This is a genomic window from Olleya sp. YS (genome assembly GCF_029760915.1).
Taxonomy (GTDB): Bacteria; Bacteroidota; Bacteroidia; order Flavobacteriales; family Flavobacteriaceae; genus Olleya.
The window spans coordinates 2,689,439-2,703,012 of the sequence record NZ_CP121685.1; the positions used below are offsets into that span (position 1 = coordinate 2,689,439).

General features: G+C 32.4%; 8 protein-coding genes. All 8 read right to left on the bottom strand.

Going from position 1 to position 13,574, the window contains the following annotated elements; translation table 11 throughout:
- Window position 1 precedes the first annotated feature (1 nt).
- Entirely contained in the window at window positions 2–865 is an 864-nt protein-coding gene (locus tag Ollyesu_RS12235; RefSeq protein ID WP_279301509.1) for a hypothetical protein, read from the bottom strand.
- On the bottom strand, window positions 862–1,815 hold the full coding sequence (locus Ollyesu_RS12240) for a hypothetical protein (protein WP_279301510.1): 954 nt from the start codon (window positions 1,813–1,815) through the stop codon (window positions 862–864). The genes Ollyesu_RS12235 and Ollyesu_RS12240 overlap by 4 nt, the downstream gene beginning before the upstream one ends.
- 131 nt (window positions 1,816–1,946) lie before the next feature.
- A complete protein-coding gene (locus Ollyesu_RS12245; protein ID WP_279301511.1) occupies window positions 1,947–2,351 on the bottom strand; it encodes a hypothetical protein in 405 nt (134 codons plus the stop codon).
- Between the two features lie 2 nt (window positions 2,352–2,353).
- Window positions 2,354–3,382: a hypothetical protein gene (locus Ollyesu_RS12250; protein WP_279301512.1), complete on the bottom strand. Its 1,029-nt coding sequence runs from the start codon at window positions 3,380–3,382 to the stop codon at window positions 2,354–2,356.
- A 148-nt stretch (window positions 3,383–3,530) separates the two neighbouring features.
- Window positions 3,531–4,841, bottom strand: a complete 1,311-nt coding sequence (locus tag Ollyesu_RS12255) for a DEAD/DEAH box helicase (protein ID WP_279301513.1) — start codon at window positions 4,839–4,841, stop codon at window positions 3,531–3,533.
- 3 nt (window positions 4,842–4,844) lie between these two features.
- Window positions 4,845–6,185 carry a DEAD/DEAH box helicase gene (locus Ollyesu_RS12260; RefSeq protein ID WP_279301514.1) on the bottom strand — a complete coding sequence of 447 codons (1,341 nt, stop codon included), beginning with the start codon at window positions 6,183–6,185 and terminating at the stop codon, window positions 4,845–4,847.
- 62 nt (window positions 6,186–6,247) lie between these two features.
- Complete coding sequence (locus Ollyesu_RS12265) at window positions 6,248–7,834, bottom strand: T9SS type B sorting domain-containing protein (protein WP_279301515.1); 1,587 nt, start codon at window positions 7,832–7,834, stop codon at window positions 6,248–6,250.
- A 289-nt stretch (window positions 7,835–8,123) separates the two neighbouring features.
- A complete protein-coding gene (locus Ollyesu_RS12270; RefSeq protein WP_279301516.1) occupies window positions 8,124–13,565 on the bottom strand; it encodes a T9SS type B sorting domain-containing protein in 5,442 nt (1,813 codons plus the stop codon).
- Between the last annotated feature and the right edge of the window lie 9 nt (window positions 13,566–13,574).

Genomic DNA, 13,574 nt, shown 5'->3' on the forward strand with positions numbered 1-13,574 from the left:
TTTAGTTTTTGACAGGAAATGCATCTAAATAAAATAAGCGGTCTATATGAAACTTATAATACTCTGACGTATCAAAATTTTTAGATTCAAAATAGAAGGCTTTTTCAGAAAGTAGCAAGCTATTTACCGGACAGCCAATATTTTCGCCTCTTAGTGTTGGAATGATTATTTTTTCTTTACAATCTGTATAACAAGCTTTTTGAAATTCGGATAAATTTTTACCATAAATTAACGTTCTGTCCTCTTTATGAAACACAACATCTGTACTAAAGACAGATTCTATAGGTATTTGCGGTTTGGTATCAAAAATGGATTCGACCATTGTGGCATCTATAATTTTAATAGTAGCTACTCCATTATCTGTTTTATCTGTTTTAATATTCCAAGTACTTATATGCTGCTCTTTTCTTTTAGTAGAATTTTTGTAAAATGTAATGCTATTGTTTTCTAATTTACCTAAATAAATAATATCCACATCTTCTACAAAAATTTTGCTATTGAATAATTCGCAATTAAATACTCCACAGTCTTTTCGCAAGTTTTTATAGGAAAACGTCGTAATGTACAATACCGTGTTGTCTGCAATATGCTGTTTTGGTATTAGCAGATAAGTTTCTTCAACAACTTTATCTTTTGAAGTATCATCGCAATTAGTATAAAATGGAAATGCTAAGCTTTCTGAACTCAAATCTCCATCTACTTCTGCACTAGATTTTTCACACATTTTAAACACATATATATCAAAATCTTCGAAATTAAAAGTACGTGTAATGGTAGCATCAAGTTGATTTTGCTTAACTATTTTGTAAGTTTTACAGGACCATAAAACACTTAATATTACTAATAAGACAATTAGTTTTTTCATTTGCTATTCCAGTTTACATAGTTATAATCAAAACCAAAAGCCCAACGTGGTTTGTTAAACGTGTTAGGATGGTACGCATTATCTATTGTTAAATGAATATAATCTTGAATATCGAGTTTTGGGTTATCATAAATTGATACATGACCACTAAATCCACTATCATAATTCCCCACTGCAAATCGCCAACGACTTTGGTTATAATAAAAGGCTTGAACATCTTTATAAGGAATAAAATCTATTTGCAAATGATTAGCCATTTCAAATGCATTACGTTGGTAACCAGTAAATTTATGATAACTCAATTCTGCAAAGTTTACAGCATCGTTATAGTTTCCATAATATGAAATAATTCCGCCTCCTGTATAATATCTATCATAACCATCTCCTGTCCAATTTCTGAAGGGAGTACCATCGTTATAATATGTAAACTGAAACGTACGTTCTATATTAAAGTTGGCAATTCCAACTAACTGATTTTCTCTGTTAGTATCTGACGAGATTACATAATTAGAACCCAGTGACATCGAATTATAATAAGGGTTTTGCAAGGGTTTTGCAGATAAATCGCTAAAATAATTTAACGGATTATAACGTGTAGCATAGCCATAATTAGTTACTTCTCTAATACCACCTGTTACAGTAAAAGACATAATAAAATCTACAATAAGTTGTCGCTGTTTACTGTATAATAAAGAGCTACCAACACCTCCATTATATAACTGAATTTCAGTATTAATAGCTGGATAAATAAAATCTAAATCGTTGATTTTTTTACCAACTCCAGCTGCGATACTTAATCTAAAATTAGTGAATTTTTGAACTTCGAATGACAATTTTAAAGCACCTCCAAACTGAAAAGCTTCTGAGTCTGTTTGGTCAAAAGTAGTCTGCACTTGAGCTGTTACTACAATAGAAAACAGACAACAAAAAATGAATGGTTTTAAGGTCATTGATTATGATTAGTACCTTAAAGGTATTAAGAAATAATAGATGACAGGTAATTAACCTGATAAAATGATTAATACAAATTATAAAATATTGAATGTTTAGATCTAATCAATCTAATTTATTTACATAAATTTTAACTTAAAACCATTTCTTTATCACCAGACCTACCTCTACCTCTTAAAGCTTTTATAATTTCTTTAGGAATAGCAAATCTAACAACCACAGGTTTTCCATGTTTATTAATATATTCGTGTTCACCACTTTTAAGCAAGTTTAGTTCATTAGAGCCTATATTATTTAGACCTTCAGAATAAAATCTTCCACTTTTAATTTCGGGATATAATTCAGGGTCAATTTTATTCAAAAATAACTTAGCCATTATTATCGCAGAATTACCTGGTAAATCACTTGCTTTTAAACCAAAGTCTCTAGGGACACATTCTCCCATACATTTATTTCCTACTTTTCTACAAATAGCATAACTATTATCAGAACATTTTGTTCCACCAGTATTACCAGTACAATTACATGATGACATATTTACTTAGTTTTAATTATTAGAGTGTTTTTAACTTGGCTGACAGTATAATCAGGAAGTTGTGGGACTGATCTAAATCTTAATTTTTCAAGTGCCTCAATCGCTGTTTTAGAATGTATTAAACCACTTGTAATGGTACATTTAAGTTGAGCATTATCAAAGCCATGTAATTCTAGACTTAGTCCTTCTGTTTTTGCTATAATCATAGCAGCCTCGTTAAAGAATGATTGTTCAGGTATGTTTATGGACAAATAAATTTGACCATCCAAAACATTTTTTAGTTCCCTTTTAAGCCTTGTATAAACATATGACACTTGATTTTGAGGTATTCTGCATATACTGTAGTGCTCATCTTCTGTTCGTAACCAATTTTCTTCTTCTGCATTTGGTGGTATTGCAGCAGCTTCCGCCACTACTTTGTCTTGTCCACCATGTACATAAATGATTTTTGAAGGACTTCCAGCTCTGGTGTAATCATTACTTAAAGCTGTGGTATAATCGCCTAATAAACTAAGGTCCTTTAATTGGACATTGTCAAATAACCCATAGCCAACATTTGCCAAAGCAGATCCTTGATGTGGTACATTTAAAGATAAAAAAAATGGTATTTTATCTTCGATTTTAGATAAATAAATTAAAGCTTTTTTTATTACAATTCCTCCCATACTATGACCTATAAAAGATATAGTTTCATAATCTGGTTCTATAGTTCTTACTGCGGTATCTAAAACTTCAGATATTTTTCTTAAACCAACATTAAACTTATCTTTTTCTTTTTTACCTGGCAATACAGATTTTATTTTTCTTAAAAAATCTAAAAAATTTATAGTCTTTGTTGTATAATCAAATAAAAATATTTGAAAATTATCTTTAATAAATGGATCATTTAACATCACTGGAACAAATCGTTCGGGATCGTGTGGCTCACGATTATGACCCCAAGTTGCATTACTTCCGTTTAAACCATGGACAAGGATTATGGCATGTTTATAATTTGAATTATTTTGTTCTTCTAATGTAATTAATGGCATTTTGGTAGTTATGATTAGTTCCTTAAAGTTAATAATTAAATCTTTAAAAACTATGTGATTACAATAATTAACTTCCAATTTACAGCGTAAATCACTAACAACAGTATTTATAATAGAGTTGTCTTATTATAAAAAAGCTATTTAAGTTTTAAATCTCTTTAACGCGTACCTTCTTTTTCTTCAAACGCGTGTCATTAGTTTTTTTAATGACATCTTTACATTTAACTTTTGGTACAGCCACAAAAGCACAATCCTGTTTTAGTTCTATAACACCTAATTCGTTTTTTTCAAGATCTGCTTGCTTGAAAAATAAGCCTGCTATATCGCCTTTTGAAATTTTATCTTTTCGTCCTCCAGAAATAAATAAAGTAGTCCATGATGATTCTAAAGTTTTTACAGTTCCTTTAGGAGTTATTATTTTATCTGTTTTTATAAAATCGGGTAAGGTCTCTCCTTCCCATTGTAACACATAGGCTGTCCCTTGTGCATTCATACGCGCAGTTCGACCGTTTCTATGTGTAAACTCTTCAGCCTTTAAAGGCAATTGATAATGAATAATATAGTTAAGTTCTGGAATATCTAATCCACGTGCTGCCAAGTCTGTAGCGATAATAATTTGATGTGTTCCATTTCTAAATTTTATTAAAGCTCGTTCACGATCTATTTGCTCCATACCACCCTGAAAACATCCATGCGGAATGTTATTTTTATTTAAAAAATCGCTAACAAATTGAATCGTATCTTTAAAATTACAGAAGATGATACCTGGTTTGTTACCAATATCATGTAGTAAATCTACTAGCGTTTGCAACTTATTTTTATCTGGAGAGAGTACCGTTTTTATCTCTAAATTAGAGTCTTTAGTATCTAAGTAATCAATCACCAATTCGTTTTGTAATCCTACAAAACGAGGGATTTCTATGTCTTGAGTCGCAGAGGTCAAAATACGTTTTGAAATATTAGGAAGACAGGAGATTATCTCGCTCATTTCTTTTTCAAAACCAACTTCTAAAGATTTATCAAATTCGTCTAAAACTAAAGTATTGATGTCTTCCACTACAAAAGTTTGACGTCGCAAATGGTCTCCAACACGTCCAGGCGTACCAATAATAATTGCTGGTGTATGTGCCAAGTCTATTTTATCTTTACTAAATGGTCTGCCACCATACACAGCATTAGCCTTAAAACCAGAACCCATTGTACGAATCACTTGTTCTATCTGAATAGCTAACTCACGTGAAGGCACTAAAATTAACAACTGCACATTTGGGTTGTCTTTATCTAAAGCGGCTATAGTAGGCAATAAAAAAGCTACCGTTTTACCAGTTCCCGTTGGAGAGAGTAATACTGTATTTGCAGTACTTGTAATAGACAATAACGCTTCCTCCTGCATTGGGTTAAGCGAAGTAATGTTGAGTTTATCTAATATATCTTGCTGTGCTTTGATGTAATGACCCATTGCTTATTTTTTCTTTTTCCGTTTTACAACCTCTGGTTTTTCAGCTATAGTTTTAGTTTCTGCTATGTAATTTGCTAAAATTTTATCAACTAATTCTTCTTTTGTTAAGTGATGAAAAATGGTTTTAATTTTTGCTTTAAAATCTTCTGAAACGTCTCTGTTGGGCTTCGTTTTAAATATACGTCTTGCCCAAAGCAAGCCATTATTTTCTTCGAGACTTTGTGCATCTGCTTTTTGATATTCGTTAAAGGTAATGCCTAACTCGTCTTCAAATTCTGGGATATCTTGTACTTCATCTTCTTGTATCACACTTAAAGCTAACCCCTTTGCTCCTGCTCTAGCAGTACGACCACTTCTATGAACATAAGCATCATACGTATCTGGTAAATGATAATTTACAACAAATGCTAAATCTTTGACATCTATACCACGAGCTGCTAAATCTGTTGCCACAAGAATATTAATATGACCAGCTCTAAATTGGTCCATGATTCGATCACGAATCCCTTGAGATAAGCTACCATGTAAGGCTCCAGACGAAAATTTATTAATTGCTAAGTTTTTAGCCAATTTATTAACTGCAGCTTTGGTTTTACAAAAGATAATACCACGTTGTCCATGGTTAGTATTTAAAAAATGCATTAACACATTAAGCTTTTCTATAGGCTGCACAACCACATATTGATGGTCCACACCTTGATGTTCAACTGTGTCCATATCTGCCTCAATAGTGATAACCTTTTTGGACAACCTATTTTGTATGAGTTGTTTAATAGTTCCTGGTAATGTTGCAGTAAATAACAAGGTACGTATGGACTTGGGTAACACATTAATAATGGTGTCTACACCGTCTTTATGTGCGGTTACCATTTCATCTGCTTCGTCTAAGACAAAAAAACTAACATCTTTTAGGTTAATAGCGTTTTTGTCTATCAAATCTGCCAAACGACCTGGAGTGGCTACGACTATTTGTGTGGTATGTTTTAATCGCTCTATTTGTGGTTTTATTGGAATACCTCCGAATGCTCCAGCAATAGACACATTTAAAACGTCTGAATTAAACTCTTCTAAGTTTTTTAATATTTGCTGCCCTAACTCTCTTGTTGGTGCTAATATAACTGCTTGAACACTAGTGTTTTCAGGATTAACCAATTGCAACAATGGTAATCCAAAAGCTGCGGTTTTTCCAGTTCCTGTTTTTGCTATTGCAACAACATCTTCTGTTTTATTAAGGATTACAGGTATTACTTGCTTTTGAATAGTTGTAGGAACCGTTATTTGCAAGCCTGCCAATCGATTATTTAACGCTTCATTAATACCTAAACTAGAAAACTGTTGCGACATACATTTAAATTTTGCACAAAGATAGAAGAGTTTTGGTCGAAATAGCTAATTTATAGTTCAGGTTATCGCTTTAAAGTAAAATGTCCTTTTTGAGTACTTCCATCAAACAGCTCAATATAATACCAATAGTCATCTGTAGGTAGTTTACGTCCTTTAAAAGTACCATCCCAACCTTCATTTGAATTAGTTATAGTTTTAAGCAATTTTCCATAACGATCAAAGATTAAAATTTGCTTGATTTCATGTTCTGTATCTGTAACTTCCCAGTAATCATTATAAGTATCTCCATTTGCTGTAAAAAAAGATGGTGCATATATTGGATAGTCTATAATTGTAAAAGATTCTTGTTGGCAACTTAATGCTTCGCCAATATCATTGTATGGTGTAATCGATACGTAAATAGTTTCGCCTTCAGGCCACTCTAAATTAGGCGTATAACTTGTATCAAAAACATCTAGGTTGTTTACTAAGTCAGTTCCATTAGAAGTGGTTCCTAAACTAAGTGTGTATCCGTTTGCATTACCAACAGAATGCCATGTAATACTTGTACTTTCGAGTACATTTAACTCTCCATTATAAGGTGAAATTAAATAAGTACATTCCGGAACGACATCTTCTGTTGTAAAAAACACTTCTAAACAACCAGCTGCATTTCCAAAATCATTATAAGGTATTATGGTCACATAATAGTCTGTATTAGCTTCTAAAAGACCTGTTAAATCATACGTTGTAACGTCACCAACATCTAAATTATTAGTAATATTAGAACCATTTGAAAAAGTCCCTATAGTTAACAAATAACCTTCTACATTTACTATTGCTTGCCAAGATAAACTAGTAGATAATGGTACATCTGTAGCGCTATTTTGAGGAAATATTAAATCGCTACAATCTGGTTCTATAGGTAACGAGAATTTGGTAGTAAAACTTTGTTCTTGGCAACCTGAGGGAGTTCCAAAATTATTATAAGGTATGATAGTTACAAACACCTGTGTTAATGATGATAAATCATTTGGGAAATCATAAGTTGTAACATTACCAACATTAATATTATTTAATAATTCTGCTCCACCAGAAGTAAAACCTATTGTTAAATAGTACCCTTCTGCTAAATCTACTGCATTCCAAGAGATATCTGTAGATAAGGAAACATCTACAGCTCCATTAATTGGAGATGTAAGTGCAGTACATTCTGGTATTTGCGATCCTGTTACAAATGTTTCTTCTACACAACCAATTGCGCTTGAAGAAGTATTGTAAGGGGTTACAGTTACATAATATTGAGTATTTGTTAATAAAGGACTGGTGAACGTATAAAAAGGGATTGGACCTACATCAAAATTATCTAAAACGTCGTTTCCTCCAGGAGTTGAACCTACTGTAAGTAAATATCCGCTAGCTGCAGCAACTATAGTCCAACTTAAATCTGTCACTATCGACACATTAGTCTCTGTATTAAAAGGGCTAATTAAATTTGTACAATCTAAACTATTTGTTTGTGTTTTGAAACTGTTTTCAATGCTATAATTTGTAGTTTCTGATGAATTATAAGTTGAAATCGTTTCAAAAATTTCAGATTTTTCAGGTAAAGCAGAAGACAAAGCTAAAACAGTTGATCCACCAATACTAGGACTTATAAAATAAGCCATGTTTGATAGACAACAGAATAGTAATAAAATGTAATTATTTTTCATCCTCCTAAAATGAGTTTTAAAATACAAAAACATTCACATTAATCATTCCAATATCTATCATTAATTAAAAAACCTCTATTGAGAAAATAAATTTTTAATAATAGTTGTTCTAACTCTCATGTAGAGACTAAAATTATAGCATGAATATATTAAGTTTTGCACAAGTATAGTAGCATTTTGATGGTCATATCTTTAATGCTAGTGTTTTAAATCTAGAAATTACAAACACATAATGTTTACTAAACTATCGTTTTAAAGTAAAATGCCCTTTTTGTATTGTTCCGTCAAAAAGCTCTAAAAGATACCAATAATCATCTGTGGGGAGATTGTCTCCATTAAAAGTTCCATCCCAACCAACAGAGGTGTTTCCAAAGCTTTTAATTAGCTTGCCAAAACGATCAAAAATATAAATAGTTTTAATTTCGTTTTTAGGGTCTTGGACTTTCCAATATTGGTTATAGGCATCATCATTTGGTGTGAAAAATGAAGGAGTGATGATACTTCTGTTTTCAGTAGTAAATTGTTCGGACACACATCCTAGAGCATTTCCTGCAGTATTATATGGTATAATACTTACATAGATGTTTGTATTATCCACAAAGTCTGTAGTAGGTTGGTAAGTCGTAGAGTTTCCAACATCAATAGCATCTGCTATATCAGTTCCGTTTGGAGTTGTCCCAATAGATACAATATACCCAATAGCATTATCAATTGTTTCCCAAGTTAATAAGCTTCCTACTAGAACATCAATTTCTGTATTAAATGGTGATATTAGATATGTGCAGTCTGGTATTACTACTTCTGTTGTAAAACTAACTTCCGAGCAATTTGATGCACTTCCGACACTATTGTAAGGAATAATTGTCACATAAATAGTAGTATCGTCAGGCCAGTTTTCCGCGAAAGCGTAACTAGTCACATTACCAACATCTAATCCATTAATTAGGTCTGTTCCGCCAGAAGTCGTTCCGACTGAAAGTATATAACCATCTGTATACGCAATTGCTGCCCAATTTAAATCTGTTGTAATAGACACATTAGTTTCTCCGTTAAAAGGACTACTTAAACTAGTACAATCTGGGATTAGTAATTCTGTTGTAAAACTTTCCTCTATACAACCAGTAGCTTGACCTAAATAATTGTACGGAATGGCTGAAACAAATATTTGAGTATTTTGTGGTAATATATTTGGATAATTGTAAGTAGTAATATTACCAACATCTATTGCATTAACTAAGTCATTTCCGCCAGCTGTTGTTCCCATTGTCAAAATATAACCTTCCGCATTAATCTCCGGTTGCCATGAAATATTGGTGTTTATAGCCACATTAGTTTCTCCATTAAGTGGAGCTGTTAAACTAACGCACAATGGAGTTAAGTCTTCGGTTGTAAATTGGTCGTCTCCACAAACTGTTCCTCCTGTAGCATTATAAGACGTTACCGTAACATATACAGTTGTATTATTTGGCAAATCAAAAGGGATATCATAACTTAAAACATTTCCTACATCTACAGTTGCTAATATATCATCCAACCCAGTATTAGTACCTATAGTAATTAGATAGCCATCTGCATAGTCGCTTGCAGACCAGGCTAAATCCGTATCTAAAGCAACATCTGTTTCTTGAAAAAATGGCGAAATAAGATTACTGCAACTTGGTGGTGGTAATTCTGTGATAAAACTCTCTTCTGTACATCCTAATGCGTTTCCTGCTGAATTATATGGTGTGATTGACACAAATATTTGAGTGATTCCAGGTAAATCCATAGGTAGGTCAAAAGTGGTGACATTACCAACATCTTGATTATTTACAATATTTGTTGCTCCTGAAGTTGTCCCAACTGTCAAGAGGTAGCCTGTAGCATTACCAATTGAAGTCCATGATATATCTGTTGCAATCGATACATCTACTGCTCCATCTAAAGGAGATATCAAACTAGTACATAATGGTATGACAACCTCTGTTGTAAAACTTTCTTCTGTGCATCCAAATGCATTTCCTGCTGAATTGTAAGGAGTTATCGTAACAAAAATTTGAGTTTCGTCTGGTAAATCTGTTGGTAAGTCAAACGTTGTGACATTACCAACGTCTTGATTGTTTATAATATCTGTTCCGCCAGAAGTTGTCCCAACTGTCAGGAAATATCCTGTTGCATTACCAATTGCAGTCCAAGACACGTCTGTTGCAATCGACACATTAATTGCTCCTTGTAATGGTGACGCTAAACTAGTACACAACGGAATGACAACTTCTGTAGTGAAACTCTCTTCTATACATCCAATAGCGTTTCCTGCTGAATTATATGGTATTATTGTAACAAATATCTGCGTTTCGTCTGGCAAGTCTGTTGGTAGGTCAAAAGTAGTGACACTACCAACATCTTGATTGTTTACAATATTGGTTCCTCCTGAGGTCGTTCCAACTATCAACAAGTAACCTGTAGCGTTACCAATTGCAGTCCAAGATACATCTGTTGCAATAGATACATCTACTGCTCCACCTAAAGGCGATATCAAACTAGTACATAACGGAGTGACAACTTCTGTAGTAAAACTTTCTTCTGCACATCCTATTGCATTTCCAGCGGAATTATAAGGTGTTATCGTAACAAAAATTTGTGTTTCGTCTGGTAAATCTGTTGGTAAGTTAAACGTTGTGACATTGCCAAGATCTTGATTGTTAATAATATCTGTTCCTCCTGAAGTCGTTCCAACTGTTAACAAGTAACCTGTTGCGTTATTAATTACATTCCATGATAAGTCTGTAGCAATTGACACATCTATCACTCCATTTAATGGAGAAGAAAGATTTGTGCAAATTGGTGGTATTTGTTCTGTTATAAAGCTTTCTTCTGTACAACCAACAGCAGAACCGGAAGTATTATATGGAATAATAGAAACATATATTTGAGTACCAAAGGGTAAATCTGCTGGTAAGTCAAAATTGGTGACATTACCTACATCTTGATTATTTAAAATATCTGTTCCGCCTGAAGTTGTTCCAACCGACAGATTATATCCTGTAGCATCCATAACAGAATTCCATGATACATCTGTATTGACTAATACATTTATTGCATTATTTATTGGACTAGACAATGTGGTACAATTTGGTGTAAAACCTTCTGTTGTGAAAGATTCTTCAATACATCCTGTTGCATAACCCAAATTATTATAAGGAATGATAGTTACATATATTAAAGTAGATTCTGGTAGATTAATCGATGGATTATATGTTGTTACAGAATTTTCGACGTCTGTACTTACTATGTCATCTCCTCCAGGAGTTGTACCAATATTTAAAATGTAGCCTATTGCATATGGACTAGGATTCCATTCTAAATTTGTTGTTATTGGGACATCAATTGCACCATCAGTTGGTAGTATTAAAGTCGTACAAGATGTTGGACTTTCGGTTGTACCAGTTGTAAAACTCTCCTCAGGACAACTTAATGTATTACCACTATAGAAATAAGGCGTAATAGTCACATAGATTTGTGTATTAGACGGAAAATTACTTCCAATATTATAACTGGTGACATCACCAACATCAGCATTATTTAAAATGTCTGTTCCGCCTGGTGTTGTACCAATACTTAAAAAATAACCACATGCACCTAAATTAGCATTCCATTCTAAGGTTTCATTCAACGCAACGTTTGTAGCTCCTGATAAAGGATTAATTAATGTTACACAATCTTCAGATGGAGAAGTTACATTTAAAGTAATATCATTTCTTATCAATAATAAATTTTTACCTCCTGTTCCTGGTGGATTAGTATTTTCAAATAGGACTAGATCACTGGTAATTTCAGTATAGTAAATTCCGTCATCACAGCTATCTAATGAAGGTATTGTATAGTTGGGACTATCTGGCGCTCCAGGAATAGCCACACCATCTTTAAACCAAGTGTAATGGTTTTGCGTACCAGCGCAAACCGTTGTTAAGGTTACACTATCTCCAGCATTTGCATTTATAGTATCAATAGTATCGACTTTTGCTTGTGGTGCATAAAAATAATCTTCAATATTATCTAGCCATGTCCAACTTGGAGCTGGTCCTGGAGTGTTATCATGTATGACTAAATTGGCATGCTGATCTTCAAAATGTCCAAATTCAAAATAATTATTATCAAATGCTAAATCAAATCCAATAGGTGTTCCATTTTGCATTTCTACCAACGATGCAAAATCTGGTATTTGACCTGTAAGCAAATTATAACTAACAATCAGCGCACCACCACCTATGCCTCCTGCATTTAATCTGATGGTATAAAATTGATCTAAAATAGCAGTACCTGGAAACAAGTTGTGATCTATTATTAAGGTACTTAATACAATGTTTTGTGTTATATCTAAAGATTCTATTTGATTGTAAGATGCACGCAAAGTATATAGATTAACATTTTGAGTTAAATCTAATCCAGTGGTGGTAAACAGGTTTTGGCTAATGTCTAATGAATTTAATTCTAAGTTTTGAGTGACATCTAAGTTAGGTAATAAATTAATCGACAAATCAGCACTACGTAATTCTAGATTTTGAGTTAAATCTAACGTAGGTAATACATTATCTCTTAAAACCAAATACCTAAGAACAGCGTTCTGAGTTAAATCCATACTTGGTAATTGATTAGAATAGGCTTCAAAGCGATCTACTAATACATTTTGAGTAATATTAATTGTAGTAAAATTATTAACATTTAGTCTAATGGTTTCAAGTAGTGTATTTTGTGTTAAATCTATGGTATCCATATCATTACGTGACAAATCTAAGTCAACTAACTGATAATTTTGAGTTAAATCAACTACTAAAGGTGTTGTCTGATTGGATGTGATATCTAAATCTTCTAAGTTAGGTAACACAGAAAAATCTAAAGGATTTTGAATGTCATGTATAATGATAAAAATATCGGTAAGCGTTGTCGAGTTTGGAAGTAATAAATTCTCAACATAAGTTCCCCAAAGGTATAAGCTTTCTAAATTTATATAATTAGAGATATCAATAGTTGGAATATCAATACTACTAATTCTTAACGTTTTTAAAACAGTAAAAACATTAGGAAGTGTAATAACAACATTATTTACAGCAGATCCACCAATATTTAAATCTTCTAAGCCATCTAGTAGTGAAAAATCTAAACTAATGTCAGCTAAGTAGCGAACATAAATATCGGTTAATGTGGGTGTAATTGGTAAAATTAAATCTGTAACATTTCTAAGATTATCAATATCTATTTCTATTAAATTAATATTTTGTGATAAATCAATTACTGTTATTGGTGGATCACCAGGAGTAGTGAAATTACTTTCTAAAAAAATCATTTCTAATAAAATATTTTGAGTAAAATCAATACTATTTAAAGCATCATTATCATCCGTTGTAAATTCAGTTAGTAATACTAATGCAGATAAATCAACATCTATTACTGGATTAGTACCTAAATCTAAACTAGTCAAGTTAACAAATGCGCTTATACCTGTAATATCTGATATGGCATTGCCTGCTAAATTTAAAGTGTTAATGGCTTGAGCATCTGCATCAAGAATATTACCATTTAATCCATTGGTATCTATACCTTGATTGATTAACTCTTGTTCAAAGTTAGCATCAGGAATAACTGTGGTTTGCGCGTTAACTATTGATAAAGCAAATAGGAAAAAAATTGAAAAGTAAAGTGATTTCATAAAAATCCA